15 protein-coding genes are annotated in these 16,011 nt (G+C 73.4%); 11 read left to right on the top strand and 4 right to left on the bottom strand.

Going from position 1 to position 16,011, the window contains the following annotated elements; all coding sequences use genetic code 11:
- The first annotated feature begins 57 nt into the window (after positions 1-57).
- Positions 58-444 carry a hypothetical protein gene (locus AB0K10_RS30690; RefSeq protein ID WP_363689296.1) on the top strand — a complete coding sequence of 129 codons (387 nt, stop codon included), beginning with the start codon at positions 58-60 and terminating at the stop codon, positions 442-444.
- A 51-nt stretch (positions 445-495) separates the two neighbouring features.
- Here AB0K10_RS30690 and AB0K10_RS30685 read toward each other — a convergent pair whose 3' ends face one another.
- Positions 496-714 (bottom strand): DUF397 domain-containing protein, encoded by a 219-nt coding sequence (locus AB0K10_RS30685; protein ID WP_091346888.1) that lies wholly within the window; start codon positions 712-714, stop codon positions 496-498.
- Between the two features lie 68 nt (positions 715-782).
- Here AB0K10_RS30685 and pepN point away from each other — a divergent pair, with 68 nt between their 5' ends.
- On the top strand, positions 783-3,299 hold the full coding sequence (pepN, locus tag AB0K10_RS30680; protein WP_363689294.1) for an aminopeptidase N: 2,517 nt from the start codon (positions 783-785) through the stop codon (positions 3,297-3,299).
- Between the two features lie 46 nt (positions 3,300-3,345).
- Here pepN and AB0K10_RS30675 read toward each other — a convergent pair whose 3' ends face one another.
- Together AB0K10_RS30675 and AB0K10_RS30670 are read right to left on the bottom strand one after the other, a co-directional pair.
- Positions 3,346-4,560 (bottom strand): FAD-dependent monooxygenase, encoded by a 1,215-nt coding sequence (locus tag AB0K10_RS30675; RefSeq protein ID WP_363689292.1) that lies wholly within the window; start codon positions 4,558-4,560, stop codon positions 3,346-3,348.
- A gap of 159 nt (positions 4,561-4,719) precedes the next feature.
- The gene (locus tag AB0K10_RS30670) at positions 4,720-5,379 is read right to left on the bottom strand and encodes a PadR family transcriptional regulator (protein WP_363689290.1); all 660 of its coding nucleotides are present in this window, start codon (positions 5,377-5,379) and stop codon (positions 4,720-4,722) included.
- 239 nt (positions 5,380-5,618) lie between these two features.
- On the opposite strand from AB0K10_RS30670, the gene nadD reads away from it, so the two are divergent.
- From nadD to AB0K10_RS30645, 5 genes are all read left to right on the top strand, one after another.
- Positions 5,619-6,215, top strand: a complete 597-nt coding sequence (gene nadD / locus AB0K10_RS30665) for a nicotinate-nucleotide adenylyltransferase (RefSeq protein ID WP_363689288.1) — start codon at positions 5,619-5,621, stop codon at positions 6,213-6,215.
- A gap of 109 nt (positions 6,216-6,324) precedes the next feature.
- Positions 6,325-6,732 carry a ribosome silencing factor gene (gene rsfS / locus AB0K10_RS30660; protein ID WP_007464025.1) on the top strand — a complete coding sequence of 136 codons (408 nt, stop codon included), beginning with the start codon at positions 6,325-6,327 and terminating at the stop codon, positions 6,730-6,732.
- On the top strand, positions 6,729-7,388 hold the full coding sequence (locus tag AB0K10_RS30655) for a histidine phosphatase family protein (protein ID WP_363689286.1): 660 nt from the start codon (positions 6,729-6,731) through the stop codon (positions 7,386-7,388). Before rsfS ends, AB0K10_RS30655 begins: the two co-directional genes overlap by 4 nt.
- A gap of 48 nt (positions 7,389-7,436) precedes the next feature.
- Complete coding sequence (locus tag AB0K10_RS30650; RefSeq protein ID WP_363689284.1) at positions 7,437-8,291, top strand: DegV family protein; 855 nt, start codon at positions 7,437-7,439, stop codon at positions 8,289-8,291.
- A gap of 4 nt (positions 8,292-8,295) precedes the next feature.
- The gene (locus AB0K10_RS30645; protein ID WP_363689282.1) at positions 8,296-9,069 is read left to right on the top strand and encodes an SDR family oxidoreductase; all 774 of its coding nucleotides are present in this window, start codon (positions 8,296-8,298) and stop codon (positions 9,067-9,069) included.
- Positions 9,070-9,199: 130 nt separating this feature from the next.
- Here AB0K10_RS30645 and AB0K10_RS30640 read toward each other — a convergent pair whose 3' ends face one another.
- Positions 9,200-10,678, bottom strand: a complete 1,479-nt coding sequence (locus AB0K10_RS30640) for an arabinofuranosidase catalytic domain-containing protein (protein ID WP_363689280.1) — start codon at positions 10,676-10,678, stop codon at positions 9,200-9,202.
- A 417-nt stretch (positions 10,679-11,095) separates the two neighbouring features.
- Here AB0K10_RS30640 and AB0K10_RS30635 point away from each other — a divergent pair, with 417 nt between their 5' ends.
- From AB0K10_RS30635 to AB0K10_RS30620, 4 genes are all read left to right on the top strand, one after another.
- Positions 11,096-11,887, top strand: coding sequence for a ComEA family DNA-binding protein (locus AB0K10_RS30635; RefSeq protein ID WP_363689278.1), 792 nt, complete (start codon positions 11,096-11,098; stop codon positions 11,885-11,887).
- Positions 11,884-14,292 carry a ComEC/Rec2 family competence protein gene (locus AB0K10_RS30630; protein ID WP_363689276.1) on the top strand — a complete coding sequence of 803 codons (2,409 nt, stop codon included), beginning with the start codon at positions 11,884-11,886 and terminating at the stop codon, positions 14,290-14,292. Before AB0K10_RS30635 ends, AB0K10_RS30630 begins: the two co-directional genes overlap by 4 nt.
- A 180-nt stretch (positions 14,293-14,472) precedes the next feature.
- Positions 14,473-15,453 carry a DNA polymerase III subunit delta gene (gene holA / locus AB0K10_RS30625; protein ID WP_363689368.1) on the top strand — a complete coding sequence of 327 codons (981 nt, stop codon included), beginning with the start codon at positions 14,473-14,475 and terminating at the stop codon, positions 15,451-15,453.
- Positions 15,450-15,863 carry a hypothetical protein gene (locus AB0K10_RS30620; RefSeq protein ID WP_363689274.1) on the top strand — a complete coding sequence of 138 codons (414 nt, stop codon included), beginning with the start codon at positions 15,450-15,452 and terminating at the stop codon, positions 15,861-15,863. Before holA ends, AB0K10_RS30620 begins: the two co-directional genes overlap by 4 nt.
- Positions 15,864-16,011 lie beyond the last annotated feature (148 nt).

Here is a 16,011-nt window from a genome sequence, read left to right as displayed (position 1 = left end):
ACCGGTCGGCCGGCGCGGCCCCCGGCGGGCCGACGGCCACGACCACGGGGAGGGCGAATGCACGACAACAGGTCGCCGCACTGGCGGCAACGGCGGGCGGTCGGGGCGATGGGCGCGGATCGTGCCCGGCCACTCATCGGCCCGCCCGGTCGGCCGCCGAGGCCGCGCCGGTTCTTCACCGTGCACCTGGGCTTCACCGCGCCGGGCACGGCCGACGCCCGCGAGCAGGCAGTGGCGTACGCGGAGGCGCTGAGCCTGCTCCGCCCGGAGGTGGCCCTCGGTGCGGCGGCCCTGTCACCGGCCGACGCCTGGCACCGGGCCGAGCGACTGTTCTGCGGTGCCGTCGGCCCGGACGGGGAGCGTTGCGTCGATGTCGCCGAGCATCCCGGCTTCCACCACGCGCCGGGGCCGGGTGGTCTCGGCTGGGGCGACGGTGATGCCTGACCTGGCGTCGCGGGCGGCAGTCGTGCCTCGCCACCCGCGACCACCGCGCGATCAGTCCAGGTCGAACTCGCCGTCCTGCGCGCCGGCGACGAACGCGTCCCACTCGGCCTGGGTGAAGACGAGCACGGGGCCGTCCGGCTCGGCGGAGTTGCGCATCCCGATCAGGTCGTCGACGAACGCGACCTCGACGGCGCTCTCCGAGGTGTCCCCCTCGGCCCGTTGCCAGACCGCCCGGGAGAGGTCGAAGTCGCCCTTGGGGTGCTGCGCCATGGTTCTTTCCTCCAGTGCCGGGACCGTCTGGGGACCGCGTGCCGATCCCCATCGGGCAGGATAAGCGGATGCCGAGCCTGACCCGTGTAGAGGCGACCGCGCGTGGCGCGGCGATTACTGTCGAGTCCTATCAGGTGGACCTCGACCTGACCGGCGACGGGGACGTGTTCCGTTCCCGCGTCGAGATCCGGTTCCGGGCGACGCCCGGCACCGCGACCTTCGCCGAGGTCAAGCCCGCCAACCTCCTGGCGGTACGCCTCAACGACCGCGACCTCGACCCCGGCTCGTTGACCGACAACCGGCTGCCGTTGGCCGATCTCGCCGCGACGAACACCCTGTTCGTGGAGGCGGAGATGGCGTATTCCAACGCAGGGGAGGGGATGCATCGCTTCGTCGACCCGGCCGACGGCGAGACCTACCTCTACGCGGTGACGTTCCTCGACAACGTGCAGCGCATCTTCGCCGCGTTCGACCAGCCCGACCTCAAGGCGTCGTTCACCCTCTCAGTCACCGCGCCACCGCGGTGGACGGTCTCCAGCAACGCCGAGGTGGCCGCCAACCCGGCCCCGGGGCGCTGGGAGTTCGCCCCGAGCGCGCCGCTTTCGACGTACTTCTTCTCGCTGATCGCCGGTCCGTACCACGTGTTGCGGGCCGAGCACGACGGCGTTCCGCTGGGCCTCTACTGTCGACTGTCGCTCGCCGAGCACCTGGACGCCGACGCCGAGGAGATCTTCACCGTCACCCGGCAGTGCCTGGACCGGTTCCACAAGCTCTTCACCGAGCGCTACCCGTTCGGCAAGTACGACCAGGCGTTCGTCCCCGAGTTCAACGCCGGCGCGATGGAAAATCCGGGCATCGTCACCTTCCGCGACGACTACGTGTTCCGCTCGGCGGTCACCGACACCCAGCGCGAGCTGCGGGCCACCACGATCGCCCACGAGATGGCCCACATGTGGTTCGGCGACCTGGTCACCATGCGCTGGTGGGACGACCTGTGGCTCAACGAGTCCTTCGCGGAGTACCTGGGCACCCGGGTCACCGCCGAGGCGACTCGCTTCGACCAGTCGTGGACGACGTTCGCCATGCGTCGCAAGGCCTGGGGGTACGCCGCCGACCAGCGCCCCTCCACCCACCCGGTGGCCCCCGAGGAGGTGGCCGACGCCGACGAGGGCCTGCTCAACTTCGACGGCATCTCGTACGCCAAGGGCGCCTCAGTCCTGCGGCAGCTCGTGGCGTGGCTCGGCGACGAGGCGTTCCTCGCCGGCCTGAACGCGCACTTCGCCGCGCACCGCTTCGGCAACGCCACCCTCGCCGACCTGCTGGCCAGCCTGAGCGCGGCCAGCGGCCGGGACCTGTCCGGTTGGGCCGACCTGTGGCTGCGTCGGCCGCAGGTGAACACGCTGCGCGCCGAGGTCGCCGTCGACGCCGACGGCCGCTACACCGAGGTCGCAGTGGTGCAGACCGCGCCCGCGTCGCATCCGGTGCTGCGTCCGCACCGGATCGGCGTGGGCCGGTACGCGGCGGACGGCACCGTGCGGCGTGCCGAGGTGGATCTCGACCCGGCCGTCGACGGCGGTCGGACCGTGCTCGGCGAGCTGACAGGCGAGCCGGCGGCCCAGTTGCTGCTGCTCAACGACGGCGACCTGACCTTCGCCAAGGTGCGCCTCGACGAGGCGTCGGCGGACGCCGTCGCGCTGGTCCTGCCGAGCCTGACCGACCCGCTGACCCGGGCGGTGCTCTGGAGCGAGGCGCTGGACGCGGTGACCGACGGCGAGCGGCCGGTCGGCGGCCTGGTCGACCTGATGGTCGCGGCGCTGCCCGCCGAGACCGAGGTGATCATCGCGGAGGACGTGCTGACCCTCAGCCGGTCCCTGGTGGACCGCTATCTCGACCCGTTGGCCCGGTCGGCGGCGCTGGCCCGGATCGCCCTGGCCTGCCGGCAGCTGCTGGACGGCGCCACGGCGGGGGAGTCGTTGCAGCTCGCCGCCGCACGTGGCTGGATCGCCGCGACCACCGACACGGACCTGCTTGTCGGTTGGCTCGCCGGCCGGGACGTGCCGGCCGGGTTGAAGGTCGACGCCGAGCTGCGGTGGGTGGTGCTGCGCCGGCTCGTGGTGCTGGGCGCGGCAGGCGAGGCGGAGATCGCCGCCGAGGCGGCCGCCGACGTCAGCTCCACCGGCGCGGAACGGGCCGCCCGCTGCCGGGCCGCCGTGGGCGACCCGGCCGCGAAGCAGACGGCCTGGGAGATCATCGTGCGTGACACCGAACTGTCCAACCGGCTGCTGGAGGCGACGGCCGAGGGGTTCTGGCAGCCCGAGCAGGCGGAACTGACCGCCCCGTACGTCGAGCGGTACTTCACCGAGATGCCGGCTGCCGCGCGTCGGCGTACCGCGTGGACGGCCGACCGGGTGGCCAAGCTGGCGTTTCCCCACTACGCCGTGGCGCAGCCGACGCGGGAGGCGGCCGCGGCGCTGCTGGCCCGCGACGACCTGACCCCGGGCCTGCGCCGGGTGGTCACCGACGCGGACGACGACCTGCGGCGCGCGCTCGTCGCCCGGACGGCGGTGGCCGCCGCGGCGGCCTGAGCCGAGGCGGGCGCGGGGTGGCGTGACGGCACCCCGCGCCAGGCGTTCAGCGCAGCGCGGGCTCCGCCGTCACCGGTGTGTCGAAGTCGATGACGTAGCGCTGCTCGTGGGCGATGGTCCGCTCCGGGTCCATCGCCGTCCGCACGAGCAGCGGCATCAGCAGCGGCATCAGCGTGCGGGCGACCGGCCCCGGGGCCTTGGCGTGGTTGATCCGCGCCGCGCGGGCGGCGACCTTCTCGACCCGGTTGCGGCGCAGCCGCACGTACGCGTCGAACGCCGACGCCACGTCGGGCAGGTCCCGCAGGCAGCGGGCGAGCTGCACGCCACTCTCGATGGCGAGCGAGGCGCCCTGCCCGGAGCTGTTCGACGGCGCGTGTGCCGCGTCGCCGACCAGCACCATCCGCCCCCGGTACCAGTGCGGCACCGGCGGCATGATCTGCAACGAGCCGACCACCTGGAGTTCGTCGGCTGCGCTGGTGGCCATCAGCTCCCGCCCCGGGTCGTCGTCGCCGTAGCTGGTGCGCAGCGTGTCCAGCCACTGGTCCGCCGGCACCGCGCGGGCCTCGACGAGACTCATGGGTCGCTGCTGCGGCAGGTTGGCACCCCAGCGGGTGCCGCCGCCGGGCTCCGGCCAGTACAGGTAGTAGCCACGTCGCCCGAACGCGAACGTCATCGTGCCCGGCGCGACACCCACCTCGTGCCGGGCCACCGCCTCGAAACTGAGCAGTCCGGTGAATCGGGGGCCGGGCGCGGCCGGGTCGATGAGGCCACGGACCGTCGACCGGATTCCGTCCGCGCCGACCAGGACGTCGGCGGTGGCCGTGCTGCCGTCCTCGAAGCGGGCGGTCACGCCGCTGTCGGTCTGCTCGACGGCCACCAGGCGCCGGCCGTAGGCGAAGGCGACGCCCTCGGCGACCGCCCGGTCGTGCAGTACGCGGTGCAGCTCGGCACGGTGCACCACCCGCAGCGGCGGCACCCCGGCCAGCGTGGGCAGGTCGATGCGTCGACGGCCGACGGCCATGACACTGCGGTCGATCGGGGTGGCGGTCGCCGTCACCGCCTCGTCGGCGCCGACCGCCCGCAGGGCCGCCACGCCGTTGGGCGCGAGCGCGAGGGTGCCGCCGATGCCGCCCACCCCACTGGCCGTGGCCGGGTACGCCTCGTGGACGGTGGCGGTGATGCCGGCGCGGTGCAGTGCGAGTGCCGTCACCGGGCCGGCGATGCCGCCGCCGATGACGATCGCGGTTCGTACCGTGGTCATGCTCTCTCCCTGGGTGTCGTCGGTGCGTGCGCGCGAACCGACCTGGGAGGGAACCCGGTTATCCTCGTGGTTGCCGCTTCGGGCCGGGTGCCTGCTCAGGTGTCGGTTCGAGGTAGGGCTCCGGCGGGGTGTTGGCGCACCCCGCCGGAGCTGTCTTTCTCAGTCGGTGGTGTCCGGGGCGCTGCCGGTCCTCTCTGCCAGCTCGGTCAGCTCGGCCGGCATCTCGCCGGTCTCGTGGAAGGCCCGCCACATGTCCAGTCCCGGGTAGCTGCCGGAGGTCAGCTCGGCGAGCAGGGCCCGCAGCCAGGTTGTCTCGGCGGCTCGCACGGCCAGGTCGTACTCCGACTCCACCAGGAACAGCCGGGGGATCTCCGACAGGTAGGTGTCGAGCGTCTCGCGGTCCCGGCGCAGCGCGTCGTCCAGCAGGTCCAGCCTCTGCCGCAGCAGGTCGATGGCCTCGTCCGGGTGCAGGGCGGCGAGCACGGACAGACCGGCCCGGAAGCGGGGATGCTCCGGCATCGGGGTGGAGACCAGCTCGCGCGCCCAGTCGACAAGCTCCGCCCGCCCGGCGTCGGTGATCCGGTAGACGGTGCGTTCCGGGCGTCGCCCCTCGCGCAGGCTCTCGACCGCCTCGATCATGCCGTGTTTGTCCATATTGCCGATGACCGTGTAGAAGGAGCCCCACTTGAACTCCATGTCCTGGTCCTTGCCCCAGGCGCGCAGTGTGGTGGCCATCTCGTACGGGTGCATCGGCCGCTGGACCAGGGCGGACAGCACGGCCAGTGCCAGCAGGTTGCCGACCTTGCGCCGCTTCGGCATGACCTGCCTCCCTTGCTCGTGAACGATTACTCGTAAACGAGTATACGCGCACCGGGTCCGCCTGCAAGTGATCGACTCGCGTTCCATGAAGTTGCGGATTCCGGGCCGGTGCGACCCACCGATTTCCAGCAAGCCGATTCGATCACCGCGGGAAGCGAGTCGATCAGCGCGTGCCGGGCCGGCCTCGCCCGTTGCCGGGCCGGGATGGCCGCCCCGGACGCCCGGCCTACGATCACGGGGTGGAGGAAGATATCCGGCGGATCGGGATCATGGGCGGCACCTTCGACCCGATCCACCACGGGCACCTCGTCGCGGCCAGCGAGGTGGCGGACCGGTTCGGCCTGGACGAGGTGGTCTTCGTCCCGACCGGCCAGCCCTGGCAGAAGGCTGACGAGCCGGTCAGCCCCGCCGAGGACCGGTACCTCATGACGGTCATCGCCACCGCCTCCAACCCCCGGTTCCAGGTCAGCCGCGTCGACATCGACCGCAGCGGGCCGACCTACACCGTCGACACCCTGCGCGACCTCCAGGCCGAGTACGGCCCCAAGGTGCAGCTGTTCTTCATCACCGGCGCGGACGCGCTGCAACGCATCCTGTCCTGGAAGGACCTGGACGAGATCTTCGAGCTGGCCCACTTCATCGGGGTGACCCGGCCCGGCTTTCCGCTGACCGACAAGCACCTGCCGGCGGACACGGTCAGCCTGATCCAGGTGCCCGCGATGTCCATCTCGTCGACCGACTGCCGCGCCCGCGTGGCCCGGGGCGAGCCGGTCTGGTATCTGGTGCCCGACGGTGTGGTGCAGTACATCGCCAAGCGAAGCCTCTATCAGCCCTGATCCCGCCCGGTATGCACCGCTTCGTGCCCCTAACCGACCAGAACTGACGGGTCGGGACCTCGCCGGGTGTGAGACGCTTGGAGCATCGCAGGTTGATCGAAGGAGAACGGTGACAGTTTCCGAACGCGCTCACGAGCTGGCTATCGCTGCCGCCCAGGCCGCCGCCGACAAGAAGGCGCAGGACATCGCGATCATCGACGTCGGCGACCAGCTCGCCATCACCGACGCGTTCCTGCTCGCCGCCGCCCCCAACGAGCGTCAGGTGCTCGCCATCGTCGACGCCATCGAGGAGCGCCTGCTGGAGCTTCCGGAGAAGGCCAAGCCGATCCGGCGCGAGGGTGAGCGGGGCGGCCGCTGGGTGCTGCTCGACTACGTCGACATCGTGGTGCACGTCCAGCACACCGAGGAGCGCGAGTTCTACGGGCTCGACCGCCTCTGGAAGGACTGCCCCACCATCCCGTTCGTCGACCGCGACCTGGTCGAGGCCGACGCCGGCGGGACCGCCGCGGCCGAATGACCCGGCTGATCGTCTGGCGGCACGGCAACACCGACTGGAACGCCGCCAACCGCGTCCAGGGGCAGACCGACGTACCCCTCAACGAGCGGGGCCGCGACCAGGCCCGCGCCGCCGCGCCGCTGCTCGCGGCGCTGCATCCCGACGCCATCGTGTCCAGCGACCTGAGTCGCGCCGCGGAGACCGCGGCGGCGTTGGCCGCGCTGACCGGGCTGCCGGTCCGCACCGACGCCCGGCTGCGCGAGCGGCACTTCGGCCAGTGGCAGGGCCTGCACCTCACCGAGGTCGCCGAGCGGTTCCCCGCCGAGTACGCCCGCTGGCGAGCCGGCGACCCCGACCCGGGCGCCGATCTGGAACCGTTGCACGATCTCGGTGAACGTGTCGCCGCGGCCCTGCGGGAAGCGGCCGACGCGGCCCCCGACGGCACGGTGGTCATCGCCACCCACGGCGGCGGCTCCCGGCAGGGCATCGGTCACCTGCTCGGCTGGGACCCGGGCGTGCTGCGCAGCGTCGGCTCCCTGGCCAACTGCCACTGGACCGAGTTGCGGCGCGCACCCAGCGCGCCGGCCGTCGGCCGTCCCCAGGACGTCCGGGGTTGGCAGCTGCGGGCCCACAACGTCGGCCTGATCAGCGCGCCGGTCGCCGTCGACGCGATCTGAGGGTTCGCGCTTCGGCGTTCGGGGCCTCGATCGGCTAGCGTGCCGGGCATGCCCGTCGCGGTCGTCATCGATTCCACCGCCTACCTTCCGCCCGAGCTGTCGCACGCGCACCGGCTGACGGTGATTCCGCTGACCGTCGTGCTCAACGGCGCGGAAGGGCTGGAAGGGGTGGAGACCCAGCCCGCCGACGCCACCCGGGCGCTGAGCGCCCGCCGGGTCACGGCGACCACCTCCCGCCCGGCGCCCGAGCAGTTCGCCCGGACGTACCGCCGCCTCCTCGACGACGGCGCCGACGGCATCGTCTCGGTGCACCTGTCCTCCGGCCTGTCCGGCACCGTCGAGGCGGCCCGGCTGGCCGCCGCCGACCTCGACGGTCGCGTCGAGGTCGTCGACAGCCGCTCCGCCGGCATGGGACTCGGCTTCCCGGCCATCGCGGCCGCCACGGCCGCCGAGGCCGGGGCAGACCTCACGGGTGTACGCGACGCGGCGCTCGCCGCCGTCGCCCGGACCACCGTCTGGTTCTACGTCGACACGTTGGAGTTCCTCCGCCGGGGCGGCCGGATCAACGCGGCCGAGGCGCTGCTCGGCACCGCCCTGTCGGTCAAACCGATCATGCACATGCCGGACGGCGCGATAGTGCTGCGCGAGAAGGTGCGTACCGCCAGCCGGGGAGTGGCCCGTCTCGTCGACCTGGCCGTCGAGGCCGCCGGCGACGACGACGTGGACCTCGGCGTGCACCACCTGGCCGCGCCGCAGCGTGCCGAGGCGCTGCTCGCCGCGCTCACCGAGCGGCTCGGTGCCCGGCTACGCGACACGTACGTCTCCGAGGCCGGCGCGGTGGTCGCCGCGCACGCCGGGCCGGGGCTGGCGTGCGTGGTCGTACACCGCCGGTCGGAGAGCTGAGCCGGTGGACACCGCCTGCGTGGTGACCGGGGGCGGCCGCGGCGTCGGCCGGGCCGTGGTGCAACGGCTGGTGACGACGGGCGTCACAGTCGTCGTCGTGGAGCGCGACGCCGAGGCGGTGGACTGGCTGGCCGGACACCCGGCAGCCGACCGCCTGCTGTCGGTGGTCGGCGACGCCGGTGACGAGCGGGTGGCCGAGCACGCCGCAGAGGTGGCGGAGCGCGCTGCCCGACTCACCGGCTGGGTGAACAACGCGGCGGTCTTCCGGGACGCGGCGTTGCACTCGGCCTCGGCCGACACCGTCCTGGACCTGATCGGGCTTAACCTGCGCCCGGCCGTGGTGGGCGCGGCGGTGGCGGTCCGCCGGTTCCTGGCGCACGGCACGGGCGGGGCCATCGTGAACGTCTCGTCGCACCAGGCCCGCCGGCCGGTTTCGGGCGCCCTGCCGTACGCCACGGCGAAGGCCGCCGTGGAGGGGCTGACCCGGGCGTTGGCCGTCGAGTACGGGCGGCACGGCATCCGCGCCAACGCCGTCGCGCTCGGCTCGATCGCCACCGAGCGGCACGCCGAGTTCCTCGCCGCGCAGGAGCCGTCCCAGGCCCAGTGGATCGACGCCGAGCTGACCCGGCTGCACCCCGTGGGCCGGATCGGGCGTGCGGAGGAGGTGGCGGAGGCGGTCGCGTACCTGCTGTCGCCGGCCGCCAGCTTCGTCAACGGGGTGACGCTGCCGGTCGACGGCGGACGAGCGGTGCTCGGCCTCGACCCGGAGGCCCGCTGATCCGCTGATCCGCTGATCCGCTGATCCGCTGATCCGCTGATCCGCTGATCCGCTGGTCGGTTGGTTCGGCGCGAGCGTGCTGCCTCCGCGTCGTGGCGCTGACGCCGAGGCAGCACGCCCGGCTGCGTGATCAGCTACGCAGGGCCCACTGCTGGTTCTGCTGTCCGTTGCAGGCCCAGAGGATGAGCTTCGTGCCGTTGGCGGTGCCGGCGCTGTTGGCGTCGAGGCAGAGGCCCGACTGGACGCCGGTGATGGAGCCGTTGGAGTTGAGGTTCCACTGCTGGTTGGTCTGGCCGTTGCAGTCCCAGATGATCACCTGGGTGCCGTTGGCGGTGCCCCGGCCGTTGGCGTCGAGGCACTTGTTGCCGTACACCTGGATCTGCTTTCCGGCGGTGTAGGTCCAGCGTTGGGCGGCGCTGTTGCTGATGCAGTCCCACAGTTGCACCTGGGTGCCGTTGGTGGTCGTGCCGTTGGGGACGTCGACGCAGCGGCCGGACTGGGCGCCCACGACCTGGACGTTCTGCTGCGGGCTGCCGCCGCCGGCTGGCGCGTACGCGGCGCCGGCGATGTTGGCCTGGACGGCGTCTTCGGTGGCGGCCGACGGGTAGCCGGACGTCAGCACACCCTCGAAGAAGGTGCCCCGGCCGGAGACGCTGTTGTCGCCGCCGATGCCGAGCAGGATGGCCCCCTCCTTCTTCATCGGGTTGTAGCCGTTGGGGCGTCGACCGTCGAAGTAGGTGGTGAGGCCACCCGACTGCCCGTTCCCGCCCCGGATCGCCCAGTGGTTCGGCTCGCCCTTGACCATGGCGGTCACGAAGCGGTGGTTGATGGGCGCGATGTTGTTGTAGCCGGCGTTCACCCCGGAGAAGAGCCCCCACTCCAGGTCGGCCATCACCCAGGGGCCGGCGCCGGCGCCGTAGCCCCACTGCTTGTTCGCGCCGAAGTAGACGGTCTCCATGATGGCCGGCGAGTCGGCCTGGCCGTCCGTCTGGGCGTTGCCGTAGTCGAAGCAGCACCACTGGTTGTAGTGGGTGCCGTCGACGACCGCGTAGATGCCCTCCGGCTGGTCGCCCGTCGCGACACCGTTCGTGTTGTTGTTGCGGTATCCGGTGCCGGGGGCGATGTAGACGCCGTACGCCTTCTGGCCGCCGATCGTGATCGGGGCGGCCTTCGCGTCGGCGAGATTGTCCCAGCCGCCCGGCTGGGGACCGGGCCAGTAGCCGGGTGGGGCCTGGGTGAGGCGGTTGTTGCGGCCGGACTGGTCGTACAGGATCGTGATGACGCAGCTCGTGTTGGCGCAGAACGTGTCCTGCGTGGCCGCGTTGACGACGCCGCCGGCAGCGAGCACGCCGACGTCGCGGGTGGTGTTGTCCGACGAGCGGCGGACCTGGTAGAGCGGGCCGTTGTACGCGCCGTACAGGGCTCGGGTGGTGCTGTGCGCGGCTACGCACGGCGTGCCGCCGGCGGCGTAGATGTCGCACGGGCCGGTCCCGGCTGCCCGGGCGACGCCGGGCGTCTCCGAGACCACGTAGGCGCCGGCGCCGGCGGCGAGGACCACCAGGGTCCCCGCGGCGGCCAGCAAACGGCTCAGCCTTCTCTTGACGTCCATGGATTCCTCTTCACTGCTGGTGGGGTGGTGGGGATGGGTGGCGGCCAGGCGGTCGGGGGCCCACGGACGTCGACGGAGGGTGTCCGTCGTGCGGGCGCGCGGCCCCAGCGGGACGGCGCGGGTCGGCGGTGCGGGACGTGCCGCGTGCCCCGTTTCCGGTGGGTGGGCGCGGTACGGGATCGATCCGCTGGGCGCTGGTTCACCGTGACGTCACACGTCACACCTCTCACATTAATGGTTGTCCATGCACCCGCGCTACCTCTCGTGCCCGACCCCGGTGCGCCGCGACCTGTCGTCGTCCCGGGTTGCCGATAGCAGATCCGGACATGATCAGGGCGTTGTCCACAGTGGCGCCGGTTGTCCACAGGTCGAGGTCGCAGCACCCCGGCGTTCCGCCCGTCGTCCTAGCGTCGCGGTGTGTCGCAGGACGAGGAGACAGAGGTACGCCAGCGTCTGCGCCGGTTGACGGCCCGGACGGGTGGCGGCGGGCCGCTCGGGGAGACGCTCCCGCCGTCACTCCGGGTCGGTGCGCCGCTGGCCAACCCGGCGGACGTGCCACCCGAACCCGACGGCGGTGCGGCACGGCTGCCCGGGCCCGGGGCGTTCGATCCGGGGCGGCGCGGCGTACGGGCGCTGGCGGTCGTCGCCCTCGTGGTGGTGCTGGCCGCCGCCGGTTGGGCCTGGCGGTCCCGGCCGCACGCGGAACCGGTCGCCCCGCCGACCGCCGAGGCGGCCCCGGCCGTTGCGTCGGAGCAGGGGAGCGCCTCGGCGTCCGGCGAGCTGGTGGTGGCGGTCGCGGGCAAAGTCCGCAGGCCCGGGTTGGTGCGCCTGCCGGCCGGGGCGCGGCTCGCCGACGCCGTGCAGGCGGCAGGCGGCCCGCTGCCCGGGGTCGACGTGGCGCTGCTCAACCCCGCCCGCAAGGTCACCGACGGCGAGTTGATCGTGGTCGGGGTGACGCCACCACCGGCACCGGGCGGTGGGGCCGATCCGGCGGCTGGCGGAGCACCGGCGGCCGGCGGTCCGCTGAACCTCAACACCGCGACGCTGGCCCAGCTCGACGCGCTGCCCGGGGTGGGGCCGGTGCTCGCCCAACGGATCCTCGCCTACCGGGATCAGCACGGCGGGTTCAAGGGCGTCGGTGACCTGCGCCAGGTCGACGGGATCGGTGACGCGCGCTACGAGCAGCTCAAGGACCTGGTGACGGTGTGAGCGCTGGTCGCCCGGCACCGTCGCGTCGCGCCGCCGTTGCTTCACCCGGGGCCCCGCCGCCCGATCTTCGGCTCGCCGGGCTGGCCGTGGCCGCCTGGCTCACCGCGCTCACCGGCCTGCACGTCGGCGTCCGCCCGCTCCTGCTGGTGGGCGGGACAGCGGCCGTGCTCTCGGCGTTGAGCGCCCTGCACCTGGTCGGCAGAATCGGTCAGCCCCGGGCTTCCGCCCGGCGGCACGGCTGGATCGTCGTCGCGGTCGGCCTCGGCGTGCTCTGTGGCGCGGCGGCGACCGCCGGCCGCCTGGCCGTCCGGGACGCGCCGCCGATCCGCGTCCTGGCCGAGCAGCGTGCTCCGGTCACCGCCGAGCTGGTCGTCCGGGATGATCCACGCCCGATCCGATCCGCCGGCCGTCCCGGCATGCTGCTGGTGTCGAGTGAGCTGAAACGGCTGACCGGGCCGAACGGCCAGCGGGTCCACACATCGGCGCGGCTGCTGGTCCTGGCCACCGACCCGGGCTGGCGAGGTCTGCTGCCCGGGCAGCGCGTGACCGCCGAGGGTCGCCTCGGTGTTCCGCGCGGCGGCGATCTCACCGCGGCGGTGCTCGGCGTCACCGGTCCCCCCGAGCGCCACGGTGCGCCGTCCTGGGCGCAGCGCGCCGCCGGCACGCTACGAGGCGGCCTGCAGCGGGCCTGCGCGCCGCTCCCCGACGACCCGGGTGGCCTGCTACCAGGGCTGGTCGTGGGGGACATCAGCCGCCTGCCACCCGCCGTCGAGGAGGACTTCCGGGCGACCGGGATGACACACCTCAATGCCGTCTCGGGCAGCAACGTCGCGATCGTGTTGGGTGCGGTGCTGTTGGTGGCCCGCTGGGCGCGCGCCGGCCCGTGGCTCGCCGGCCTGCTCTGCGCGGTGGCGCTTGTGGGTTTCGTCATCCTGGTCCGCCCGTCGCCGAGCGTCGTCCGGGCCGCCACGATGGGGGCGATCGGGCTCGTCGCGCTGGCAGCCGGTCGGCCCCGGGCCGCACTGCCCGCACTGGCCGCCGCCGTCACGGTGCTGGTGCTGGCCGACCCCGAGTTGGCCGGCGACGCCGGGTTCGCGCTGTCGGTGCTGGCCACCGGGGGTCTGCTGCTGCTCGCGCCGCGCTGGCGGGACGGGCTGCGCCGCCGAGGTGTCCCGGCCGGGTTGGCCGAGGCGTTGGCGGTGCCGGCGGCCGCCCAGGTGGCCTGCGGGCCGGTCGTCGCCGGCATCTCCGGCACGGTCAGCCTGGTGGCCGTGCCGGCCAACCTGCTGGCGGTGCCGGCCATCGCTCCGGCCACGGTGCTGGGCGTGACGGCTGCCGTGCTGTCACCGGTCTGGCCGGCCGGCGCCGGGTTCGTCGCGTGGCTGGCCAGCTGGCCGGCCTGGTGGCTTGTCGTCCTCGCCCGCCACGGCGCCCGTCTCCCCGCCGGCACCCTGCCCTGGCCGGGCGGCGCCTGGGGTGCCCTGCTGTTGGCCGGGCTGACCGTGGCGCTGCTGGTCGCCGCACGTCGACCGCTGGTACGCCGGCTGGTGGCGATCGTCGCTCTCGCCGCGCTGCTCGGCGCCCTCCCGGTCCGACTGCTGGCCACCGGCTGGCCGCCGACCGGCTGGGTGGTGGTGGCCTGTGCCGTGGGGCAGGGCGACGCCCTGGTGCTGCCCGTCGCCCCGGGCCGGGCGGTGGTTGTCGACGCCGGACCGGACCCGGGCGCGGTGGACGGGTGCCTGCGGCGGCTGGGCATCCGGGAGGTGCCGCTGCTGGTGGTCAGTCACTTCCACGTCGACCACGTGGGCGGTGTGGCCGGGGTGTTCCGAGGCCGGCGGGTGACCGCCGTGCTGACGCCACCATCGACGGACCCGGCGAGCGGCCGGGACGCGGTCCGGGCGGCGGCGATGAGCGGGCGGGCCGCGCTGCTCGGCACCACCGCCGGGGCGTTGCATCGGGTCGGTGGTGTCGACCTGCTCGTGCTCGGTCCTCCGTACCCGCTGGCCGGCACCAGGTCCGACCCGAACAACAACTCGTTGCTGCTGCGCGCCACCGTCGCCGGCGTGCGAATCCTGCTGCCCGGCGACGCCGAGACCGAGGAGCAGCACGCCGTGTTGGCCCGCATGGCACCGGAACAGCTACGTGCGGACGTGTTGAAGGTCGCCCACCACGGCTCGGCGTATCAGGACGATGGCTTCCTGGCCGCCGTCCGGCCGGCAGTCGCGTTGGTGCCGGTCGGTGCGGGCAACACCTACGGGCACCCGAACCCGGCGCTGCTGGCCCGGCTGAGCAGGAGCGGCACCCGGGTCCTGCGGACCGACACCGACGGCGACCTGGCGGCGATCCGAACCGGCGCCGGCCTCGCGGTGGCCCACCGAGGGGTGCCACCCGGACGACCATCGTGAGAGGCGACCGGCGCCATTCGGCCTGCCCTCGCGTGGAAATTGCAACACCGGGAGGGAAATGACGGCCGTCTTGCGGATTAGATGGTGAACCGAGGTAAATGTCTGGATTTGCGCTAAGTGCGGGCTGTCCCGCCCGGGCGGCGAATGAGCAGGCCCGTACTCGCCATGGGCCGTGCGAATATGGGCGACGTGACCCCCGCCAGCCTCGCACCCATTCTGCTCGTCCTCGGCGACGAGGAGTTGCTCGCCACGCGCGCCGTGACCGAAGCTGTCGAGCGGGTCCGCGGCATCGACGCCGGGGCGGACGTTCGCGAGTACCAGGCAGGTGCGCTCACCGTCGGTGAGATCGCCGAGATGCTCAGCCCGTCGCTGTTCGGTGGGCGGCGGCTGCTCATCCTGCGCTCCGGCCAGGACGCCCGGAAGGACCTGGTCGCGGCGCTGCTGGCGTATGCGAAGAATCCCGACCCGGACGTCCAGTTGCTGGTGCTGCACCTGGGCGGGGCCAAGGGCAAGGCGTTCGCCGACGGGCTGCGGTCGGCCGGTGCGACGGTAGTCCCCGCCGCCAAGCTCAAGGGGCACCGCGAACGGGTCGCCTTCGTCCGCGACGAGATACGCCGGGCCGGCGGAAAGTGCACCGACGACGCCGCCGAGGCGCTGATCGCGGCCGTCGGCAACGACATGCGCGAGCTGGCCGCCGCCTGCTCCCAGCTCATCGCCGACACCGACGGGCGGATCAGCGCCGAGACGGTGGCCCGCTACTACCGGGGCCGGGTCGAGGTGACCGGCTTCACGGTGGCGGACGCCACAATGGTCGGCGACGTGCCGGCCGCTCTGGAGGCGCTGCGTTGGGCCCTGCACGTCGGCGTCGACCCGGTGCCCATCGCCGACGCCCTGGCCGACGGGGTGCGTACGGTGGCCCGGGTGGCGTCGGCCGGGCGAGGCAACCCGTACCAGCTCGCCAGCAGTCTCGGGATGCCGGCCTGGAAGATCGAGCGGGCGCAGCGGCAGGGGCGCGGCTGGACGCCGGAGGGGCTGGTCCGGGCCATGCAGGTCGCCGCCGAGTGCAACGCGGCCGTCAAGGGCGGCTCGGACGACCGGGCGTACGCCCTGGAGCGGGCGGTCTTCTCGGTGGCGGCCGCCCGGCAGGGCAGCAGCCGGTGACGGGGCCGAACCGTACGGCGTGGGCCACCATGCCCGCCGACGAGGAGCGGTACCGGCCGCTCTACGCCCGGCTCCTCGGCCTGCGGTTCGTCAACCCCGGAGGGGTGCTCTGCTTCCTCTTCTTCGAGGGCGCCATCGCCCTGGCGGTGCTGCTCGCCCTCGCGGAGCTGGTGACCTGGTGGGCGGTGCTGGTGCTGCCCGTCGTGGTGGCGGCGATGGTCAAGCTCAACGACATGGTGGCCGCCGTGGTGGTGCGTTCCGCCGCGCTCGTGCCCGAGCAGGAGCGGGACCGTTTCCGCCGACAGATGGAGCCGGTGGTCGGTCGCGCCCGGGTCGCGAACGCCATGACACCAGTGATGGTCACCGCCGATCCGATGCGCCCCGCCCGCCGCACCGACCAGTCGGACTGATCGCCGCCGAGCGCGCTGCCGTCGTGGACGACGAGCCCGGTGGGCCACGGCGTCGCCGACAGCACGGATGCGCCGACCAGCCGCTTCGCCAACGTCGCGGGCGTGCCGATCAGCCGCTTCGCCAACGTCGCGGGCGTGCCGACCAGCC

It is taken from the genome of Micromonospora sp. NPDC049274, from assembly GCF_040678875.1.
GTDB lineage: Bacteria > Actinomycetota > Actinomycetes > Mycobacteriales > Micromonosporaceae > Micromonospora.
The sequence above is the reverse complement of the archived record's forward strand: the minus strand, read 5'-3'. Positions and strand labels throughout refer to the sequence as shown.